This is a genomic window from Arachnia propionica (assembly GCF_900637725.1).
GTDB classification, from domain to species: Bacteria; Actinomycetota; Actinomycetes; order Propionibacteriales; family Propionibacteriaceae; genus Arachnia; species Arachnia propionica.
In genome coordinates this window covers 2220138-2239454 of the sequence record NZ_LR134406.1, presented here as the reverse complement: position 1 = coordinate 2239454, position 19317 = coordinate 2220138, and the positions used below count along the sequence as shown (strand labels likewise).

Annotated in this window: 19 protein-coding genes and 1 tRNA gene; 10 read left to right on the top strand and 10 right to left on the bottom strand. The window is 67.2% G+C overall.

Annotation, left to right across the window (positions count from 1 at the left end):
* Positions 1-123: 123 nt before the first annotated feature.
* Entirely contained in the window at positions 124-1152 is a 1029-nt protein-coding gene (locus EL272_RS09870; RefSeq protein WP_244926067.1) for an IS30 family transposase, read from the bottom strand.
* A 560-nt stretch (positions 1153-1712) separates the two neighbouring features.
* Between EL272_RS09870 and EL272_RS09865 the strand changes: the two genes are divergently transcribed.
* Positions 1713-2600 (top strand): methylenetetrahydrofolate reductase, encoded by an 888-nt coding sequence (locus EL272_RS09865; RefSeq protein WP_061788390.1) that lies wholly within the window; start codon positions 1713-1715, stop codon positions 2598-2600.
* Here the strand turns inward: EL272_RS09865 and EL272_RS09860 are convergent.
* The gene (locus EL272_RS09860; protein WP_061788391.1) at positions 2593-4773 is read right to left on the bottom strand and encodes a HelD family protein; all 2181 of its coding nucleotides are present in this window, start codon (positions 4771-4773) and stop codon (positions 2593-2595) included. The genes EL272_RS09865 and EL272_RS09860 overlap by 8 nt on opposite strands.
* A gap of 135 nt (positions 4774-4908) precedes the next feature.
* Between EL272_RS09860 and EL272_RS09855 the strand changes: the two genes are divergently transcribed.
* Positions 4909-5703 carry a DsbA family protein gene (locus EL272_RS09855; RefSeq protein WP_061788392.1) on the top strand — a complete coding sequence of 265 codons (795 nt, stop codon included), beginning with the start codon at positions 4909-4911 and terminating at the stop codon, positions 5701-5703.
* 9 nt (positions 5704-5712) lie between these two features.
* Here EL272_RS09855 and EL272_RS09850 read toward each other — a convergent pair whose 3' ends face one another.
* Both EL272_RS09850 and EL272_RS09845 read right to left on the bottom strand, forming a co-directional pair.
* Complete coding sequence (locus EL272_RS09850) at positions 5713-6006, bottom strand: hypothetical protein (RefSeq protein ID WP_061788393.1); 294 nt, start codon at positions 6004-6006, stop codon at positions 5713-5715.
* Positions 6007-6015: 9 nt separating this feature from the next.
* Positions 6016-6600, bottom strand: coding sequence for a TetR/AcrR family transcriptional regulator (locus tag EL272_RS09845; RefSeq protein WP_061788394.1), 585 nt, complete (start codon positions 6598-6600; stop codon positions 6016-6018).
* A gap of 55 nt (positions 6601-6655) precedes the next feature.
* On the opposite strand from EL272_RS09845, the gene EL272_RS09840 reads away from it, so the two are divergent.
* A complete protein-coding gene (locus EL272_RS09840) occupies positions 6656-8209 on the top strand; it encodes an MFS transporter (RefSeq protein ID WP_082793934.1) in 1554 nt (517 codons plus the stop codon).
* Between the two features lie 26 nt (positions 8210-8235).
* Entirely contained in the window at positions 8236-8442 is a 207-nt protein-coding gene (locus EL272_RS09835) for a hypothetical protein (RefSeq protein WP_041696537.1), read from the top strand.
* A gap of 44 nt (positions 8443-8486) precedes the next feature.
* On the opposite strand, the gene EL272_RS09830 is transcribed toward EL272_RS09835, so the two are convergent.
* Positions 8487-8572: transfer RNA gene (locus EL272_RS09830), tRNA-Leu, on the bottom strand.
* Positions 8573-8652: 80 nt separating this feature from the next.
* A complete protein-coding gene (locus EL272_RS09825) occupies positions 8653-9621 on the bottom strand; it encodes an aldo/keto reductase (RefSeq protein ID WP_014847045.1) in 969 nt (322 codons plus the stop codon).
* A gap of 156 nt (positions 9622-9777) precedes the next feature.
* Here EL272_RS09825 and EL272_RS09820 point away from each other — a divergent pair, with 156 nt between their 5' ends.
* The 4 genes from EL272_RS09820 to hisG all read left to right on the top strand — a co-directional run bounded on the left by EL272_RS09820 (position 9778) and on the right by hisG (position 12748).
* A complete protein-coding gene (locus EL272_RS09820) occupies positions 9778-10290 on the top strand; it encodes a DUF3090 domain-containing protein (RefSeq protein WP_014847044.1) in 513 nt (170 codons plus the stop codon).
* Positions 10291-10356: 66 nt separating this feature from the next.
* A complete protein-coding gene (mshC, locus tag EL272_RS09815) occupies positions 10357-11604 on the top strand; it encodes a cysteine--1-D-myo-inosityl 2-amino-2-deoxy-alpha-D-glucopyranoside ligase (RefSeq protein ID WP_041696535.1) in 1248 nt (415 codons plus the stop codon).
* Positions 11605-11623: 19 nt separating this feature from the next.
* Positions 11624-11887, top strand: coding sequence for a phosphoribosyl-ATP diphosphatase (locus EL272_RS09810; protein WP_061788396.1), 264 nt, complete (start codon positions 11624-11626; stop codon positions 11885-11887).
* 15 nt (positions 11888-11902) lie between these two features.
* A complete protein-coding gene (gene hisG / locus EL272_RS09805; protein WP_014847041.1) occupies positions 11903-12748 on the top strand; it encodes an ATP phosphoribosyltransferase in 846 nt (281 codons plus the stop codon).
* 25 nt (positions 12749-12773) lie between these two features.
* Here hisG and EL272_RS09800 read toward each other — a convergent pair whose 3' ends face one another.
* Positions 12774-13280: a hypothetical protein gene (locus EL272_RS09800; RefSeq protein ID WP_159424574.1), complete on the bottom strand. Its 507-nt coding sequence runs from the start codon at positions 13278-13280 to the stop codon at positions 12774-12776.
* Between the two features lie 342 nt (positions 13281-13622).
* Between EL272_RS09800 and EL272_RS09795 the strand changes: the two genes are divergently transcribed.
* Complete coding sequence (locus tag EL272_RS09795; protein ID WP_197720252.1) at positions 13623-14912, top strand: MFS transporter; 1290 nt, start codon at positions 13623-13625, stop codon at positions 14910-14912.
* A 43-nt stretch (positions 14913-14955) separates the two neighbouring features.
* Here EL272_RS09795 and EL272_RS09790 read toward each other — a convergent pair whose 3' ends face one another.
* The 3 genes from EL272_RS09790 to EL272_RS09780 are packed head-to-tail and all read right to left on the bottom strand — an operon-like array spanning position 14956 to position 17904.
* Positions 14956-16038: an ABC transporter substrate-binding protein gene (locus tag EL272_RS09790; protein ID WP_061788398.1), complete on the bottom strand. Its 1083-nt coding sequence runs from the start codon at positions 16036-16038 to the stop codon at positions 14956-14958.
* 16 nt (positions 16039-16054) lie between these two features.
* Positions 16055-16849, bottom strand: coding sequence for an ABC transporter ATP-binding protein (locus tag EL272_RS09785; RefSeq protein WP_014847037.1), 795 nt, complete (start codon positions 16847-16849; stop codon positions 16055-16057).
* Positions 16849-17904: a FecCD family ABC transporter permease gene (locus EL272_RS09780; RefSeq protein ID WP_061788399.1), complete on the bottom strand. Its 1056-nt coding sequence runs from the start codon at positions 17902-17904 to the stop codon at positions 16849-16851. Before EL272_RS09780 ends, EL272_RS09785 begins: the two co-directional genes overlap by 1 nt.
* Positions 17905-18069: 165 nt before the next feature.
* Here EL272_RS09780 and EL272_RS09775 point away from each other — a divergent pair, with 165 nt between their 5' ends.
* Entirely contained in the window at positions 18070-19176 is a 1107-nt protein-coding gene (locus EL272_RS09775) for a suppressor of fused domain protein (protein WP_014847035.1), read from the top strand.
* Positions 19177-19317 lie beyond the last annotated feature (141 nt).

Sequence of the window (19317 nt, the reverse complement as noted above, 5' to 3'; positions counted from 1 at the left end):
AACCCCTCCTCCTGCACACGAATCGCAGGATTTCGGGGTAGCGGTTGGGGTCCCCGAGGTGAACCCCTCCCGCGCACGAATCGCAGAAGAAAAACGGTTCAACGTCGTGCGGCTACGGCGGTTTCAAGTGGTGTGTGCAATGTTGAGTAGTTGTTCCATTTTCTCGGCTGGTGTGGCCCAGTCAAGTACTCGGCGGGGTCGGGTGTTGAGGAGGTCTTCAGCGTGTTGGACCTGGGTGTCGGTGATGTGGGTGAAGTCGGTGCCTTTGGGGAAGAAGTCCCGGATCAGGCCGTTGCTGTTCTCGTTGGTGGGGCGTTGCCAGGGAGAGTGGGGATCGCAGAAGTAGGCCTGGCAGCCCGAAGCGAGGGTGAAGCGGGCGTGTTGGGCCATCTCGATGCCCTGGTCCCAGGTGAGGGTCGTCATCAAGGTGGCCGGGAGTCGGTGGGCCATCTGGATCAACGCGTCGGTCACGGTGGTGGAGTCACGGCTGGTGACCCGTTGGATCATGGTGTAGCGGGTGGTGCGTTCGTTGAGGGTCACCAGGGCCGAGGTGCCGCCCTTGCCGATGATGAGGTCTCCTTCCCAGTGCCCGGGAACTGCCCGGTCCTCGACCTCGGCCGGACGGTTGGTGATGGTGGCCTCACCGATCCAGCTACGGCTACCCCGCCCGGACAGCCGTGACCGGGGACCTCGGGTGGTACGTCCGGAACGCAGGGCTTTCTCGACGGTGAGTTCATGACGCAGCCCGCCGGCGGCCTGGACGTAGAGGGCCTGGCAAATCGTCTCGTGACTGACCCACATCGTGGGGTCCTCCGGGAAGTCCTGACGCAGCCGGTGAGCGATCTGCTGCGGGGAATGTTTGTTGTTCAACCGTGTCACCACCTCGTCCCACAACGGTGTCCCGAGTACCAGCTTCCTGTCCTTGGGACGCCGACGTGACCAGTCTGCCAGCCGCTGCGCCGGCTGGGCCCGGTACCGGCCAGGACAACGCTTCATCTCCCTGGAGACCGTGGAACGGTGGACACCGAGTTCTGCAGCTATCTGGGAGGGCGGAACCCGGTCACCGACCCGAACCTCGATCAGGATCCGCCCCGCCAGGGTCAACCGGCCCTGCCCGTCACGCCACTGCGCTGGCTCTCCCACCTCCAACACCGGGTTCTCCCGTAACCGCCGCCGACGCCGCCGCGGACTGTAACGATGCTCGTTCAACCCACCAACCCCTCCCACCCGGCCCCTCGACAACACCATCCCCGCCTCGACAGCCACCTTCCTCACAGTGGAAGGACTACCACCCAACTCCCGCGCGATCGAATGACACGACCGGCCCTGCCCCAACAACACCAACATCAACCCACGACGCTGCTCATCCAACCGCACAACACACCTCCAGAAACTGTTGTTGCGCACACCCTCTGAACCCGCCGACGCCACACGACGTTGAACCGTAGAACCTCCGCGATCCGTGCACAGGAGAGGAGGCGGGGGTGGGCATTACCGTCGTCCCCGATCCGGCTCAACTGGCGGTCGGGTGTCTGGGAACTTGTAGCCGGGTCTATTTGTTGGGTGTGGGGTGGTTTCGACACGGACTGCTCGCCCAGGGGCTCGCAGTCCGGCTCAACCGACTTGGAGAAGTGGAAATCGGTTGAGCCGGCTGGAGGAGATCGGCGTCGTGGTTCGGTCCAAATTTCTCGGGATCTCCTATCCTTGTCCCCATGTCTCCGACCGTTGCCGAGCTGCTCCGCGACGCCGCGTCCCCGACGCTGAGCTTCGAGTTCTTTCCCCCCCGTACCCCCGAGGAGCAGCCGCGCTTCGAGGCAACCGTCGCGAAACTGGGCCGTTTCCACCCGGCTTTCCTGTCGGTCACCTACGGGGCCTCCGGCTCCACCCGCGACCGCACGGTGGCCGCGACCGCCGCTCTGGGGAGCGCCCAGCACGCCACCGTCGTAGGCCACCTGACCTGCGTTTCGCAGTCCACCGACGACCTGCTGCGAACCCTCGACGCCTTCGCCGATGCCGGGGTCAGCGACATCCTGGCAATCCGCGGGGACATGCCCGGCGGGCCGCAGCAACCCTGGGAAAGGCACCCAGATGGACTCGGAAACGCCACGGAACTGGTGCGGCTGATCAAGGCACACGGCGACTTCTGCGTCGGCGTGGCCGCCTTCCCGAACGTCCACCAACCCGACAACGACCCCGAACTGGACGCCCGGATCGTCGCGGAGAAGGCCGCGGCTGGCGCGGACTACGCCATAACGCAACTGTTCTTCGAGTCACACCGTTACGTGGAGCTGGTGAACCGGGTCCGCGAACGCGGCAGTCAGATCCCCATCATCCCCGGCATCGCGCCGCTGACGGTGATCACCCAGATCGAAAGGTTCGCCTCGCTGGCGGATTGCCCCCTCCCCGAGGACTTCGTCGCCGCCCTCAGGGCCGCCAGGAACCCCGCCGAGGTGCGCAGCATAGGGCTGTCCCGCGCCGTCAACCTGTGCCGGGAACTCCTGGCGGCGGGGGCTCCAGGGCTCCAGTTCTTCACCCAGAACCGCTGGAAGGCCACCTCGGAGGTCCTCGACGCCATCGGCTGGGGGGATCGGGTCAGCTGAGGGCAGCCCGCCAGGCCGAGGTTCCGACGTCGAGGATCGTCATGCGCTGGGTGGCCCGGGTCAAGGCGACGTAGAGCACCCGTTCCGCGCCGGGGGCCTCGGCGACGATCTCGTCGGGGCAGAGCACCAGCACACCGTCGTATTCCAGGCCCTTCGCCTGCAGCGCCGTGACCACGATGAGGCGTTCCTCCAGGGCCGCCAGCCGCGGATCTGACATCGCCAGGCGCGTCGTGGCCGCCAGCCGCGAGGGTGGCACGATGACTCCGACCGTTCCGCTGACGTGCCCGGCCAGGCCGAGGCTCAGGGCGATGATCGCCTCCGCCAGGCCGGCCTCATCGGTTTCCTCGAGCCTCGGGACCAGACCGGTGTTGCGCACCGCGCGCGGCAGGCTGGCCTCAGGGAACACCCGGGTGATGACCTTCGCGGCCAGACCGAAGACCTCGGAGGGGGAGCGGTAGTTCGTGGACAGCGTGAAACGGCGCAGCGGGGCGCGCCCCACGAGGTCGCTGACGGCCCGTTCCGACTCGGCGGTATCCGGGTAGGAGCTCTGCGCGGGGTCGCCTACGAGCGTCCACGACGCCTGCGGGCCCCGGCGCCGCAGCATCCGCCACTGCATGGGCGTGACGTCCTGGGCCTCGTCCACGAGGATGTGGGCGTAGGTGGTCTGCGGGTCCTCGTCGGGGTCGGCGACGTGCTCGCGGCGCAGCAGGTCGGAGGTGGTCACCAGTTCCGGGATGTTGCCGAAATCGATGAAAACCGGTTCTTCGTGCGACTCCGCGGGCACGGGCCCCAGCATCTCCAGCAGCTCGTCCAGCAGGGCCATGTCCGCCACCGACCAGCCGGTGATCTCGACGTCGTCGGTCTGCAACCACTGGTACGACTCAGCCAGGTTGTCGCGTTCCCGGGCCGTGAGGTTCGGCGCCAACTCTTCGAGCAACTCCCGATCCGCCAGGCGGGCCAGTACGGTGGGGGCGTCGAGCATCGGCCACCACGAGTCCATGAACTCCCTGAACTGCTGGTGGTCGCGGATCCGTTCGTCGATCTCCTCGGGGCCGAGTTCCACGTTGACCGTCAGTTTTCCGGCGAGCGCCCGGGCCACCGATGTCGTTGCCGCGGCGCGGCCGCGGTTCATCTTGTAGTTGGACAGCACCGACTCCCGGATCCCGGCCAGTTCCACCGCGTCCAGTTTCAGGACCTCGCCCTTGACGCTGACCCGCACCTCCTCCGCGGCGGGGTTCGGGGGGCGGCGAACCAGCCTGCGAAGCACCTTCAGCATCCGCAGCGAACCCTTCAGGGTGGCCGCCGGTGCCGCGTCGACCCGCTCCGAGACCATGCCCAGCACGTCACCGGCAACGGCCCCGACCGCGCGCAGCGTCACGGATTCCTCACCGAGGCTCGGCAGCACCCGTTCGATGTAGTTCATGAACACCGAGCTGGGGCCCACGACGAGCACCCCGCCCTTCTCGAGGCGGGCCCGGTTGGTGTACAGCAGATAGGCGGCGCGGTGCAGGGCCACGACGGTCTTGCCGGTGCCGGGACCGCCGCCGATGATCGTCACCCCTTGGTAGGGGGCGCGGATGGCCTCGTCCTGCTCCGCCTGGATGGTGGCGACGATGTCGCGCATGGTGCGGCCCCGGGCCCGGGTCAGGGCCGCCATCAACGCGCCCTCCCCGAGGATCGGCAGGTCGGTTTCGGCGCTGGTGTCCAGCAGGTCGTCCTCCAGGCCGATGACGTTGTCGTCGCGGCAGCGCAGCACGCGGCGCCGGATCACGTTCATGGGGGTGGCCTGGGTGGCGCGGTAGAACGGTTCGGCCGCGGGGGCCCGCCAGTCGATCACCAAGGGCTCGTACTCGGCGTCGCGGACACCGAGCCGGCCGATGTAGCGGGTCTCGGGGAAGTTCAGGTCGAGCCGACCGAAAACCAGTCCTTCGTGTTCCGCGTCGAGGATCGCGAGACGTTTCGCCGCCTGGTAGGCGAAGGCGTCGCGTTCGAACAGGGCGGTTCCCGACTCCTCCCGCAGGTAGTCGTCCCGGTCCGTTTTGTAGATCTCTGCGCCGCTGCGGGCGAGTGTCCGGGCGCTGGCCGTGGAGGCCGCGAGGTTTTCGTAGACCCGGTCAACGTGTGCCTGTTCCAGCGCGATTTCGCGCTGTAGATCGCCTCGGGAAGTGCTCAAGGGCGGTAATCCTCACTCCTGGGATGGACGCTCCACTCTACTCCGTCCGGAGTTCCCTGAAGGCCAGTTGGGATCAACGGTTGACGCACCGTAGTCTCTTGTTGCAACGCAACCAGAAAATGTGAGGGGGAACCGATGAGCGGGAAACAGCAGGCGGAACCGGGAAGAGGCGACCCCGCTCGCCCGTGGAAGATCGCGACGGGGATCCTGGCCGCCGCGCTCGTGTTCTGCCTGGGGGTGCTGAGCCAGACCCTGCTGAGCGGAAGGTCCCAGACCGACGCCTCCGCGACATCCCCGAACGCGGCGACGACGACGGCCACACCCGAGACCACCCGGCAGACGGTGGATCCGTCACGGAAAGCCGAACAGGAGACCGAGATCGCGAAACTGGCCAGGCGCCAGGAGAACGACCCGATGGCCAAGGGGCGGGTCGACGCCCCCGTGGTGATGATCGAATATTCCGACTACCGGTGCCCGTTCTGCTCGGTGTTCGCCGAGGAAACGCTCCCGAAACTGCAGCCGCTGATCGACGACGGAACCCTGCGGATCGAGTTCCGTGACCTCGCGGTCTTCGGCGACGACTCCGTCGCAGCCGCCGCGGCCGCCCGGGCCGCGGGGAAGCAGGGCCTTTTCTGGGAGTTCCAGGACGCCCTCTACAGAAGGCTTCCCAACCAGGGGCATCCCGACGTCAAGGATGACCTCGTCATGGAGATCGCCACACAGGTCGGGGTGCCGGACATGGCGGCCTTCGAGGCCGACTACCGCTCCGAGGAGACCCGGACCGCGGTCAAGAACGAAACCGCCGAAGGCCGCCGGATGGGGATCGACGGGACCCCCTTCTTCTTCATAGGCACCCGGGCGATCTCCGGGGCCCAGCCCCTGGAGACCTTCCAGCAGATCATCGCGCAGGAAAAGGCGAAGGCCAGCTGAGGGGCGGTCTCAGATCTCCCAGCCCTGCCGATCGATGGTGGCCCGGGCCCGGTCCAGCCGGACGCAGTGCCCTCCCCGGATGTCCAGGAGGGCCTCCTGGGGAACCTCCACCCCGGCGCCGTTAGAGTCCCTGGTGCCCAACACCGAGCGCTCGGTGGTGCCCGTCACCTCGCCCCAGCCGGTGAAATCGGAGGTGCACAGGCGCATTCCGGGCGCGATGGCCGCCAGAAACTCGGGATAGGTCTCGAAGACCTGCCCCGGGGGAACGGACGGGGGCTCGTAGGGGGTCGTCGTGTTGCACATGCGTCAAGACTAGGTTTGTTTCCCCGCATCCGGGGACCATCCGCGTTGGGTGGCTCTGGCGATGGCTTCGAAGTCGTCATCGGATCCTGTGATCACGCCCGCGACCTCGAGAGCGGTGTAGCCGTGCACCGTAGCCCACAGCGACAGCACGACCTGTTCCAGGGGGCCTGACAGGGCGCCTTTGTCCATTGCCCTTCTGACGCGGCCCTCGACGGGGACCGCGTGGCCCACCACCCCCGCGACGACCTCCTGGCTCGGGGTGATCCGTTCCACCAGGACGAGGAACTGGTTCCTGTTCTCAAGGGCCCAGCGCCGGTAGGCGCGGGCCAGTTCCAGGAGGTCCTCCAGCGGGTCATCGCGCATCGGGGCCTCGGACTGGGCGCGATTGAACTCCTCCAGGACCCGCAGGTAGACCGCGTCCAACAGCGCCGCCCGGCTGCCGAAGAGCTGATAGACCGCGCTGGTCGAGGTGCCGGCATCCGCTGCGAGGGTGCGCAGGGAGAGACCCTCGGTGCCGGTACGGGCGATCGTGTCGGTCGCGATGCCGAGCAGCTGCTCGCGCAGATGGTCGTCGTGGGGCCGCGGTCTTGGCATGTGAAAAGGGTAACGACGAATATGCTATAACAGCGTTATATAACATCGTTACACAATGTTGGAGGTAGACAGGGTGACCGAGGAACAGAACCAGAACCCGCCAGGCGGGGCCCCGGAAGAAGCTGTTGTCGCGTCGCCCAGACGCTGGTGGATCCTGGTCGCCCTGTCGTTGGCGACGATAATCATCCAGTTCGACCAGTCCGGAATGACGCTGGCACTGCCGCACATCCAGGCGGAGCTCGGGGCCACCACCCAGCAGCTGCAGTGGGTGATGGACGCCTACTCGCTGGCCCTGGCCTCGGTGGTGCTCACCGCGGGGGCGGTCTCGGACCGTTACGGGCGCCGTAAGGTGTTCCTGCTCGGGATCGCGGTGCTCGCGGCGGGTTCCCTGATCGGGGCGCTCGCTCCTGACGCGAATGTCGTCATCGCTGGCCGGGCCCTCATGGGTGTCGGCGGTGCGATGTTCATGCCCGGCACCCTCTCGATCATCACCCATGTCTTCGACCGCGTCACCCGCCCGACCGCGATCGGTATCTGGGGTGCCGTGACATCCCTCGGGGTGATCGTCGGGCCGCTGATCTCCGGTGCCGTGCTGCAGATCTGGCACTGGCGCGGCATCTTCGTCCTGAACGTGGTGATGGCTGCTATCGCCTTCACGGGAGCGGCGGCGCTGGTTCCGGAATCGCGCGACCCGCACCCGCGTCGCCTGGACATCCTCGGGGCCGTTCTCGCCGGTGCCGGGTTACTCGGCGTCATCTACGCCGTCATCCACTCCTCCTCCGACGGCGTCACCAGTCCCGTGGTGCTGGCCGCGGCGGGCGTCGGGGCCGCGGCGCTGGTGCTGTTCTGGCTGCATTCGACCAGGGGAGAGGTGAGCATGTTCGACCTCGGGGTGGCGAGGAACCCGGCGTTTCTGGGGGCGGCCCTTGCCGCGGCGGTAACCATGTTCACGATGGCAGGCCTGCTGTTCATGATCACCCAGCAGTTCCAGCTCGTCGATGGCTTCGGGGTGCTTCTGGCCGGGGTCGCGGTGCTGCCAATGGCAGGTGGTGCCCTGGTCGCATCCCTGCTGGTCCCGCTGCTCGTGAAACGTCTCGAGGTGCGTACCGTCGTCCTGCTCGGCCTGGCGCTGATGGGTGCGGCCGCCGCCGCGTACGGCCTGGCGCAGCCCATCCGCGGCTACCTGCCGTCCCTGATCGTCCTGATCCTGCTCGGTATGGGCAACGGGGGCGTGATGGTCGTGTCCAACGACCTGCTCATGTCGTCGGGTCCCAAGAGCAGATCCGGGTTGATCTCCTCCATGAACGACACGGTCCAGGAGGTTGGAACCGCCCTCGGGATCGCTGTGCTGGGGGCCGTGTTGGCGAGCCAGTATGCCGAATCCCTTCGTCGTTCGATGCCCGGGGTGGCTGATGGCTCATTCACCGCAACCCTTTCCGACGCAGGGACGGATTCCTCGGTGCGGGAGGCGGCGTTGGCGGCCTTCGGGGACGCGTCCCGGATGGCGGGGCTGACGGCGGCCGGGGTCGTGGTGCTGGCCGTCATGGTGATCGCCTTCACTCTCAGAAAAGTGGTGGCTGCGAAGTCCGGAGAGGACGAGGAGGACTGAGTCCTTGAGCGACTAACCTGCTCCTCATGGCTCTGATTCACAACGATTGCCGAGGCTTGTGCGATTGGCATGCCGCCGGGGAGCTCCACGACGGGTTGCCGTTGTTCCGGTGCAACGGGTGTCGTTCGGAATGGACCCCGGCCGAACGCTGGACCCCGATCAACGCCGACGGCGAGATGTCGGAGGGGGTACTGGCCGCGAGGGCCATGCCCAAGGTTCGCAGGGACCGGTGAACGAAAAAGCCCGCTCGACTCCGCGAACGGGCTCAATCAAAAAGTGTCCGAGAGAGGACTTGAACCTCCACGCCCTGAAACGGGCACTAGCACCTCAAGCTAGCGCGTCTACCTATTCCGCCACCCGGACCCGGGTCACCCCCACATCAGTGGGCGCGACGAGAAACGATAGCAGGCGGCCGGAGGGGATCGCAACCGAGATCGCCGGGTTCAGTCGGTGATCCGGAACTGGTTCGGGCCGCCGGAGATGTCGTCGAGGGCGGCGACGATGGGTGGTACCAGCTGCTTGGTCTCGGCCTCGAGGAGTTCAGCCAGGTGATCCGGGGTTCTGGGGCCGACCAGGGCGCTCGCCACCTGTGGGGCGTCACGAACCCACATCAACGCCACCTGCGCCGGCGTGAGCGCCAGTCCGTCGGCGGCCTTGGCGACGGCGTCGATCACGGCCCGGCTCCGGGGCTGGAGGTACGGCTCCAGGAACCAGCCGAAATGCTCGGAGGCGGCCCGTGAATCCTTAGGGATGCCCCGGCGGTAGCGGCCCGTCAACGCGCCCCGGCCCATCGCCGACCACGCCAGCAGACCGAGGGTGTGGTACTGCGCCGCGCCGATCACCTCCACCTCGGCGCGGCGGGCCAGCAGCGAGTACTCCACCTGCACCGAGGCCAGTTTCGTGCGTCCCGACATCGCTTCCTGCCAGGTGGCGGCCGTGGCGGTCTGCCAGCCGACGAAATTGCTCACCCCGACGTAGCGGGCCAGCCCGCGCGAGACCGCGGAGTCCAGCGCCGACAGGGTTTCCTCGATGGGCGCGTCTCCCCAGGCGTGCACCTGCCACAGGTCGACGTGATCGGTGCGGAGCCTGCGCAGCGACCCCTCGAGGTCATTCAGCAGCGCCGCCCGGGAAGTGTCGATGATCCTTCTCCCACCCCGGATGACGAAACCGGCCTTGGTGGCGATGGCCAAGGAGTCGCGCGGGATGCCCGTCGCCAGCAGCTTCCCGATCATCTGTTCGGCGACCCCGCCGCCGTAGGCGGGGGCCGTGTCGATCAGGTTCCCACCACCCTCGACGAAGTCGTGGACAAGTTCGCGAACCACCGGCCACTCGACGTCCCTACCCCAGGCCATCGTTCCCAGGCCGATCCTGGAGACGTGCAGCCCAGATCCGCCGAGTGCCCGATATTCCATTCGGGCAGTCTAGGTCGCGGTTTCCCCGGGATGCTTGAAGCACGCCGGTGAGCGAGGGAGCTGCGGTGACCACGGCGGGACCCCGGCCCGGGATTCCCGGACCACCCCGAGCCCCTGGTGCAAGCAGGTTCACATCCCCGTAGTGTGGGGTGAGTGATGTACGAATTTCCTCACCCCGACCGCGTGGTCGTCGGTGCCCTCGGTCCTGTCGGGGAACGGAGCTTCGTCATCCAGATCCGTCAGGGGGAACACATGGTCGCCGTCGGCGTCCAGCGGGAGGCGGCGCTGTCCATCGCCCGCCGCATCGACTCCCTGCTGCGGGAGGCGGCGGCCCTCGGGTGGCTGGGGGAACCCCCGGAGACCGATCCCGAACTCGGCCCGCTGGATGCCCCCGTCGAGGTGCTGTTCAACGTCGGGGCCATCGGCTGGGCCCTCGACACCAGGAGGGGGGCCATTCAGCTCGAGTTCTACCCCGACGACCAGGACGTGCAGGAGGTGGCGGCCATTGTCCAGGTGTGGCTGTACCCCGGGGTGGCCAAGCAGTTCGCTGCGCGTGCCCGGATCATCGTCGCGACCGCCGACCCCAGCTGCCCGTTCTGCTCCCAGCCGGTGCACGCCGCCGGGCACATCTGCCCCCGCAGCAACGGCTACCGCGCGCCACTGTTCTGACTGGCACCTTCACTGATTCCGGTGTTGATGCCGGGAGGGAGGTTCGGAGGCAGTAGTTTTGTGGCCATGTATTCGTGGGCCCCAGTCGAGATTCCCAGCATCCCGCCGTCGCAGGACGTGCCCAAGCGGCTCAGGCTGCACGACTCCTCCTCCGCTCGCACCATTCCCGTCGGCCCCGCGGAGGGCGACGCCCGGATGTACGTGTGCGGCATCACCCCCTATGACGCCACGCACCTGGGGCACGCCAACACCTACCTCACCTTCGACCTGGTCAACCGGGTCTGGCGGGACCTCGGCCTGAAGGTCAACTACGTCCAGAACGTCACGGATGTGGACGATCCGCTGCTGGAACGTGCCGCAGCAACGGGGCAGGACTGGGAGGAACTGGCCGAGGACCAGACCGAACTGTTCCGCTCCGACATGACTGCGCTGCGCGTCATCCCACCCGACCGCTACGTCGGGGCAGTCGAATCCATTCCGTGCGTGGTGGAGCTGATCGAGAAACTGCTGCCCACCGGGTTGGTCTATCAGGTGGAGGATCCCGAGCACCCCGACTGGTACTTCAACACCGCGGACGCGCCCGATTTCGGGGAGATCAGCCACTACGACGAGGAACGCATGCTCAAGATCTTCGCCGAACGCGGCGGGGATCCCGAAAGGCCTGGGAAACGCCACCCGCTGGACTGCCTGCTGTGGCGGTTCGCCCGCCCCGGGGAGCCGAGCTGGACCTCGGCGCTCGGCGTTGGCCGACCCGGCTGGCACATTGAGTGCACCGCCATCTCCCTGCATCATCTCGGTCCCTGTTTCGACCTGCAGGGCGGCGGAACCGACCTGATCTTCCCGCACCACGAGATGTGCGCCGCCGAGTCGCGGGCCGTGACGGGGGTGCCGATGTCCGGGGCCTACGTTCATTCCGGGATGGTCGCCCTGGGGGGCGAGAAAATGAGCAAGTCGAAGGGCAACCTGGAACTGGTCAGCGGGCTGCGGCAGCGCGGGGCCGATCCGATGGCGATCCGGCTGGCGTTGCTCGGCCAGCACTACCGCAGCGACTGGGAGTGGAGTCCACAGCTGCTGGAACGCGCCACCGGACGCCTCGCCACGTGGCGTTCCCTCCGCGACCTGAACGCCACCCGCCCCACGGGGGAGACCATCGCCGAGATGCGGCGGGCCCTGCGCAACGACCTCGACGCCCCCTTGGCGCTGAGCATCGTCGACGAATGGGCTTCCGTGAGCCTGGCCACCGGGGGCGAGGAGCCCGGTGGGTACGACAGGATCGCCGCTGCGGTGGATGCGCTGCTCGGGATCAAGTTGTGACCCACTAGGGTGGCGGTTCGTGAAATCCTTTGAACAGCTCTTCGATCAGCTCCGCGAGACGGCCCGGACCCGCCCGGAGGGGTCGTCGACCGTGGCCCGTCTGGACGCGGGGGTGCATCACATCGGGAAAAAGGTGGTGGAGGAGGCCGCCGAGGTCTGGATGGCCGCCGAGCACGAAAGCACCGATGATGCCGCGCTGGAGATCAGCCAGTTGCTGTACCACCTCCAGGTGATGATGATCGCGCTGGACCTGGACCTCGAGGACGTTTACCGGCACTTGTGAGCCGGAGGAGTGAAGATGCTTAAGATCGCCGTGCCCAACAAGGGTTCCCTGGCCGAGGCGGCCACCAACATGCTCCGGGCCGCCGGATACCGGCAGCGCACCGACCCCAAGGACCTGACCTTGGTGGATTCAGTCCACGACGTCGAGTTCTACTATCTGCGTCCCCGTGACATAGCCGTGTACGTGGGGGAAGGACACCTGGACGTCGGGATCACCGGCCGGGACATGCTCCTCGACTCGGGTGCCCGCGCCACGGAGGTCATGCCCCTCGGCTTCGGCGGCAGCCGGTTCCGGTTCGCCGCCCCGGCGGGCCGGTCCAACGACATCGCGGCCCTGGCAGGCAAACGCATCGCGACCTCCTATCCCGGGCTGCTGGGCCGCTGGCTGGGTGAACACGGCATCGAAGCCAACCTCGTGAAGCTCGACGGGGCCGTGGAATCAGCCATCCGGCTGGGGGTGGCCGATGTGGTGGCCGATGTCGTCGACACCGGAACCACCCTCCAGCGCGCCGGGCTCGAGGTCTTCGGTGAACCCATCTGTGCCTCCGAGGCAATCCTCATCCGGCGCGACGAGGACACCGAACCGGAGGGGCTTGCCTCGCTGCGCACCCGGCTCGAGTCGGTGCTGGTGGCGCAGAACTACCTGATGATGGACTACAACGTCGCGGAGCCGGATCTCGAGGCCACCACGGCCCTGGCCTCCGGCGTCAACGGCCCGACCGTTTCCCGCCTGGCCGAACCCGGCTGGATGGCGGTGCGGGTCCTCGTGCCGCGGCGCGGCGCCCATCTGCTGATGGACCGGCTGTTCGAGGCGGGGGCCCGCGGCATCATCCTGACCGAACTGAGCGCGGTCAGGCTCTGAACCACCAGGGCCCGGGAAGGATCTCTCAGACTATTCCGCGTTTCTTCAGGATGGCCTCGATCTCATCGAGATCCTCGTCCCCGCCCGCGTCCTTCCGGGAGGCGGCCCCGCCGGGCTTAGGGGCGGGACGAGCGGCCTGGGCGGTCTGCTGGCCTCCCTTCGTGACCGCGGGTTTGGCCTTGGGCTTCTGGGCGGCGGGTCGCTCGCGAGGAGCGCCGTCCTCCTGGTCCTGGCGCGGCTTCGCGCCCGGCAGGAAACGGGCCACGGCGATCAACAGGATCCCCAGGACGCCGATGCCGGCACCCCAGCTCATCGTGTTCGTCCACCCGGTGCGGTCCACCCAGGCGATCAGGCTCTCGACGCCGCTGACCAGCAGATCCGACATCCCCGTCAGGAAAAGCCCCAGCGGCAGCAGTGCGAAACCGATCCCGGCGAGCAGAGTCCGGGGGCTGCGGCCGTGGGCGAACAATCCCGCTGTGATGGCCACTATGACGGTCATGACGGCGATGGTGACAAACAGCGACGTACCCATGTGTTCAAGCATTCCACATTCCCGGGTGCGGCGATGGGAGGGACTTGTAAAACTTGTGTAGTGGAGTTTAATGTTTTCCCGGTGGGACGGGCCCGCCCCACCGGGCTGGCGGCATTCAACGATGCACAGGGGAACCCGGTCGGATTCCGGGACTGACGCGCAACGGTGGGTGGACGCCTCCGAGGAGACATGCCACGAGTCCGAGCACCTTGCCAGCCCCCGTAAAGAGCCTCGCGCCCAGGTTCCACAGGGAGTTCCGTGCCAACATTCGTCGCCCACGTCCAGGGCTCCGGCAGAGCCGATGGGGCAGAGTCTGCCCCCGATTCCTCACGCGAGCGCAAGATGAGGAAACGGAAAAACCCCCGGTCACCGGGAGGGCGTCGCGGGTCGCTCGCGATGCTGGCGGCCCTCCCGGCGTCGCTGCGGCTGGTCATCATCACTCAGTTCGCCTTCAACGTCGGCTTCTACCTGGTGGTGCCGTTCATAGCGGCGCACCTGGCCAAGGACCTCCTGCTCGCCGAGTGGATCGTCGGGCTGCTGCTCGGGCTGCGGACGTTCTCGCAGCAGGGCATGTTCTTCCTGGGGGGAGCGCTCGCCGACCGTTTCGGGATCAAGAGCGCCATTCTCGTCGGATGCGCCATCCGCATCTGCGGGTTCCTGGCCCTGGCCATCGCCGACGAGGTCTTCGGGGTGATGGTGGGTGTGATCCTGATCGGATTCGCGGCGGCGCTGTTCTCGCCCGCGGTGGAATCCGCGATCGTCGCCTGGGCCGGTGAGGCCGAGGCCGGTGGGGCGGCGACCCGGGAGGAGATCATCGGGCTCGAGATGATGGCCTCCCAGCTGGGATCCGTCGTCGGCCCCGTGCTGGGAGGTGTTCTCCTGCTAATCCCGTTCCGGCTGACCTGCCTGCTGGCCGCGGGGGTTTTCACCCTGATCATGCTGGCCCAGGTCGTCTGGCTGCCCAGGGGAAGTCGCATCGGGCAGTCCACCCCGGTCCGGGAATCCGTGGGCCACGTGCTGGCCAATCGCCGGTTCTTGGTTTTCGCGTTGATCCACTGCACCTGCCTGATCGCCTACAACCAGTTCTACCTGGCCATCCCCGTCGAACTTGACCGGATCGGCGTTCCAGGCGCCGACATCACCTGGTTGTTCGGGATGGCCGCCGTGCTCACCGTGGCGCTGCAGCTGCCCGTGACGCGCATGGTCGCCCACTGGCCGACCGCTCGCGTCCTGGGGTGGGGATACGCCCTGATGGCCGCTGGTCTCCTGGGGGTGGCCGCGTTCGCGGCCCTGCCGCCCCTGCCCGGGGTGCTGGCCTTCCTGCCCTCGGTGCTGTTCGTGATCGGGCTCCATGTCGGGCAGGTTCTCGTCATGCCCGCGGCGCGTGGTGTCGTCGCGGACCTGTCCGGGGGACAACGGCTGGGCAGCCATCTCGGGATGCTCGCATCCGTCGGTGGGCTGGCCGTGCTGCTGGGCAGCACCGGGATTGGCCTTCTCCTGCCCCTGGCGGCGACCCCGCAACCGCTCGCGCCCGTGCCCTGGGTGGTTCTGGCAGGCCTCCCCGCCATCTCCTGCGTCGCCGTGGTCGTCTTCTGCCGTCGGCCCCCGGCCACCGGGACACCTGGGCGGTGACACCGCGGGACCATCCGCCACCTCACCGCCCAGGTGGGCTCGGTCAGGAGGTGCGGCCCGCGAGGATCTCCTGTGTGGCCTCGTCGGTCAGGTCCTGGTAGCCGTACTCCTTGTAGAAGGCTTTCACCTCGGCCGCCATGTCGACGTCGGAGAACAGATCGGGGTGCAGGATCTTGCCCAGCCAGTGCGGGGCCAGAGCCCCTTCGGCGCTGCGAACGCACCACAGATAGACCCCGGCGGGGCAGACGTGGATGTTGCCGTCCTTGACGGCATCAACCGTCGCCAGGGCCGGGTCGGCCAGGATGGTGTTCTTCGATTCCTGGGAGAGCGTGAAGATCATCCGCGGGTTCCAGGCCACCACCTGCTCGGCACCGACCACCAGCCCCGTGCCCTGACCGGTCGCGGTGAAATCGGCCGCGACGTTGATGCCACCCGCGGCGACGATGTACTCGTGGCTGATGTCCTTCGAGTTGATGGTCGAGTACTCGTTGCCCTCAGCGCGCAGCTGGAGTACCGGCACCCGGTCCGAGCCGGCCAGGGACGCGGTTCGTTTCGCGGTGTCGTCGACGTTGCCCTTGTAGAGCTTGACCAGCTCCTCGGCTTTCTTCTGGTGATCGCCGCCCAGGATGTTGCCGATGATGGTGAACGCCTGCGACATCTCTTCGACGGTGCTCAGCTTCTCGATGGCGACGAACGCGATCCCCGCTCCCTTGAGCTGGGCCAGCTGCTCCTCCGTCAGGGTTCCCGGGCCGTAGACCACCTGGGCCCCGGATGCGATGATGTCCTCGACGTTCTTGGTGTCGTAGCCGTTCGGGTTGGCCTTCTCGTAGTCGGGATAGGTGGCCTTGAACCGGGGGGAGAGGGCGCTGGTGGCCGCCGCTACGATCTTGTTCGAGGCCCCCAGCATCGCGGTGACGGCCGAGAACGCCCCGATGGTCGGCGCCACCTTGGTGACCTCAGCCGGTATCTCCACATCGTTGCCGCTGGAGTCCTTCACCATCCGGGTGCCCGAGGCGGCCGAGCCGGAGGCGGCGGGCGCATCCGGGGACTGTTGCGTGGCCGGTGAGCAAGCCGCGATCAGCGCCGCTGCCAGGCCGTAGACCAGTAGGGTGAGCAGTTTCTTCATCGCGTGTTCTCCTCTTTCAGGGATTGGGGTGGGGGTCGTCGAGGGGCTGGACGCAGCGCAGCTGCCGCCCCTCGTAGTCGGTGTCGAACACGGCCACGCGGATGCCGTAGGCGAGAGCGAGATTGTCCGGGGTCAGCACCTCGGACGCAGTTCCGTGCAGGTACCGGCGCTCCTTGGTCATCAGGGAGACCAAGGCCTCGCACTGGAAGACGTGATCCGGGAAATGGGTGGTCATGACCACCCCGTATCCCTCCTCGGCGAGGCGTTTCACCACTCGCAGCACCCGCACCTGATTGCCGAAGTCCAGGTTGCTGGTGGGCTCGTCCATCATGATGAACCTCGGCTGCTGCGCGAGCGCCCTGGCGATCAGCACCAGCTGCCGTTCGCCGCCCGAGAGCTCGGTGTAGACCCGCTCGGCCAGGTGCGCGATCTCCAGACGCTCCAGGCACTCAGCAGCGATCCGGAAATCACCCCGGCCCAGCATCGCGAAGGTGCTCAGGTGCGCCGTGCGCCCCATCGCCACCACGTCGAGAACCTTGAAGGAGAACGGTGGCACGTGGGACTGAGGGACGTAACCCACCAGCCGCGCGAACTCGGCGTGACCGAAGTCGTGGATGTCGCGGTCGCCTATCAGCACCTTCCCGGACAGGATCGGGTTGAGGCGCAGTACGGCCTTGAACAGCGTCGTCTTGCCGATCCCGTTGGGCCCCAGCAGGCACCAGACGGACCCTGCATCGATGCCGGCGCTGAACCCGTCCACCACGGCCTTGCCGTGGTATCCGCAGGCCACTTCCCTCAGCTCGATCCTCATCAGACCCAGTCCTTCCGGCCCTGGAAGAGCAGGTAGATGAAAAGGGGTGCCCCGATCAGGGACGTGACGATGCCCACCGGCATCTCCCCGGGCAACAGGATCCGCACCGTGTTGTCGACCACGAGCATGAAAAGGCCGCCCGCCAGCAGACAGCTCGGAAGCAGGAAACGGTAGTAGGGACCGACCACGAGCCGCATCAGGTGCGGCAGGATCAGGCCGACCCAACCGATGTTCCCGCACAGGGTCACGGCGGCCGCGGTCAGGATCGTCGCGCAGCAGATGATGACCAGCCTCGCGCGGCGAACGTCGAGTCCCATGCTCTGGGCCTCTTCTTCGCCGAAGGACAGCACGTTCATCCGGTGACGCAGCAGCATGAGCGGGATGGCTCCCAGCAGCATCGCGACCGCCAGGACGATGAGGTTGTTCCAGCTGCCCGAACGCGCGAAACTGCCCATCAGCCAGAACACTATGGTGGGCAGTTTGTCGTTGGAATCCGCGATGTACTTGATGAGGCTGGTGAAGGCCGAGAAGATCGACGAGATCACCACCCCCGCCAGCACCAGCACCAGCAGCTTCGACGAGCCGCGTCCGATGAGCCGCCCCAGCAGTAGCACCACGGCAACCGCTCCCAGACCGAACGCGAACGCCACGCCCTGGGTCACCCACAGCGGCGCGCCGACCAGTAGGCAGAGGATGGCCCCAGTGGAGGCCCCCGAGGCCACCCCGAGGATGTCAGGGGAGACCATCGGGTTGCGCAGCAGCCCCTGGTAGGCGGCCCCGGAAACCGCCAGGCAGCCTCCGACCATCAGAGCCAGCAGCAACCGGGGGATGCGGATCACGGTCAGGACGTAGAGCGCCTGACTGTTCTCCTTCGCCACGCCACGGCCGCTGACCAGGTCGGTGAAGATGTCCCACAACTGGGCTGGCGGGGTGGCGTAACTGCCGGTCGTCATGGCCGCCACCAGGGTCGCCAGTATCAACGCCACCAGCACGGTAATGACCGTGACCTCGCGGCGGATTCCAAACCAGGCGTGATCCGCAATAGCGGTCAGCATTGGATCCTCCATCTTCAGCTGCGCTTGGAACAGGGTTCTTTTCTCGCAACTGAGGAAAGCAGCTTATCCCAGTCCGGGGGGAACCGGGGACCTGCTGGCGAGTGTGAGCCGGGCTCGTTCGGGATCGCCGAGATTTTTGCCTCCCGCGCTCGCTATGGTGGCGCAATGGGAATCTTGAACGGACTGTTCGGCCGGGAGCCGGGAACTGGTCGGAAGGCCGGGGCGGAAATGAGGGAACGCCCGGGCTGGGACGCCATCACGGTGGCCTGCGAGCAGCTCTACCCGGATCAGACCGAGCCGTTCCACGTCGGCACCCTGGTCTCCAGCTTCCTGGGGGGTGTCGACCCGTTGGAGGGTATTTCTGTCTACCGCGCGGACGAGCCGCGCCCGCACTGGCACTACATCACCTACGGGTTGACCGACGTCTACGGCAAGCAGGGCGGGCCCGGGGATTCCGGGGTTTCCGGATACGGTTTCGAGCTGACCTTCCGGCTCGCCGATGACGAGGCCTTGAAGGCCAAGGAGCCGCCCACCTGGCCGTTGAGCCTGCTCCAGAACCTGGCGCGCTACGTCTTCCGTACCGGCAACGGGTTCGCGCCCAACCAGCAAATCGACGCCAACGGTCCGATCGTCCCGGGCGAGGAGACCACCCAGACCGCCCTCGGTTTCATAGAGGACCCGGACCTGGGAGGCATTGAGACCCCCAGTGGCTCCGTGCAGTTCGTGCAGCTCGTCGGGTTGACCGCCGAAGACCTCGATGACGTCAACAACTGGGACGCGGAGAAGTTCTTCTCCCTTCTGACCAGTTCCCGGCCGAAGGGCGTGACCGAGCTGCGGGGCGTCTCGCTGCGGGCCGACCCGGAGATCGCGACACAGATAACGGAGGGCCGGAAAAAGGATGGGTCGCAGATGGGGCAGGTCTTCATCGACGTGCTCAGGATCACATCCGAGGGCGGCATGCCGATGCTGACCATCGGGGCCCGCGTCGCCGGGGTCCTCGGGGAAAGGCTCAACAGCCGCCTGCCCCACGGTCGTGAGTTCCTCCTCCACAGCCCCGACGCGGAACTGCTCTTCCTGCCCGGCGGTCGCACCGGGATCCAGCTGGGGGCGAAGGAGGCCACCCTGACCCTCGACCCGGCCGACCTCTCCCGGCTGGCCGCCACCCTCAGGGCCAAGGCGGGCCAGTACATGGCGCCCGACGGGGTGATCTGGAACGTGGAACGCACAGAGATCACCGACAACGACGGAAACGTGGTCGAGACCATAGGCTGAGGCATTTGTCCCCGCGAGCGGGGTGGAGTATCCTTGCTGGCCGTTGACGGCGACGTTGAAACGTTCGCCCATGAAGTGGAGGCCTGACCTCCCACCCAGGTTGCGGCAGCGGCCGGGTAGGAACACACGCCACGGCGTGTC

Excerpts from the sequence above, each read along its gene's own strand:
- mshC (WP_041696535.1), top strand. The coding sequence starts at position 10,357 with ATGTATTCGTGGGCCCCAGTCGAGATTCCCAGCATCCCGCCGTCGCAG.
- EL272_RS09845 (WP_061788394.1), bottom strand. The coding sequence starts at position 6,600 with ATGCCAAGACCGCGGCCCCACGACGACCATCTGCGCGAGCAGCTGCTC.
- EL272_RS09800 (WP_159424574.1), bottom strand. The coding sequence starts at position 13,280 with ATGGGTACGTCGCTGTTTGTCACCATCGCCGTCATGACCGTCATAGTG.
- EL272_RS09820 (WP_014847044.1), top strand. The coding sequence starts at position 9,778 with ATGTACGAATTTCCTCACCCCGACCGCGTGGTCGTCGGTGCCCTCGGT.
- EL272_RS09835 (WP_041696537.1), top strand. The coding sequence starts at position 8,236 with ATGGCTCTGATTCACAACGATTGCCGAGGCTTGTGCGATTGGCATGCC.
- EL272_RS09790 (WP_061788398.1), bottom strand. The coding sequence starts at position 16,038 with ATGAAGAAACTGCTCACCCTACTGGTCTACGGCCTGGCAGCGGCGCTG.
- hisG (WP_014847041.1), top strand. The coding sequence starts at position 11,903 with ATGCTTAAGATCGCCGTGCCCAACAAGGGTTCCCTGGCCGAGGCGGCC.
- EL272_RS09850 (WP_061788393.1), bottom strand. The coding sequence starts at position 6,006 with ATGTGCAACACGACGACCCCCTACGAGCCCCCGTCCGTTCCCCCGGGG.
- EL272_RS09825 (WP_014847045.1), bottom strand. The coding sequence starts at position 9,621 with ATGGAATATCGGGCACTCGGCGGATCTGGGCTGCACGTCTCCAGGATC.
- EL272_RS09785 (WP_014847037.1), bottom strand. The coding sequence starts at position 16,849 with ATGAGGATCGAGCTGAGGGAAGTGGCCTGCGGATACCACGGCAAGGCC.
- EL272_RS09865 (WP_061788390.1), top strand. The coding sequence starts at position 1,713 with ATGTCTCCGACCGTTGCCGAGCTGCTCCGCGACGCCGCGTCCCCGACG.
- EL272_RS09795 (WP_197720252.1), top strand. The coding sequence starts at position 13,623 with ATGAGGAAACGGAAAAACCCCCGGTCACCGGGAGGGCGTCGCGGGTCG.
- EL272_RS09780 (WP_061788399.1), bottom strand. The coding sequence starts at position 17,904 with ATGCTGACCGCTATTGCGGATCACGCCTGGTTTGGAATCCGCCGCGAG.
- EL272_RS09840 (WP_082793934.1), top strand. The coding sequence starts at position 6,656 with ATGTTGGAGGTAGACAGGGTGACCGAGGAACAGAACCAGAACCCGCCA.
- EL272_RS09775 (WP_014847035.1), top strand. The coding sequence starts at position 18,070 with ATGGGAATCTTGAACGGACTGTTCGGCCGGGAGCCGGGAACTGGTCGG.
- EL272_RS09855 (WP_061788392.1), top strand. The coding sequence starts at position 4,909 with ATGAGCGGGAAACAGCAGGCGGAACCGGGAAGAGGCGACCCCGCTCGC.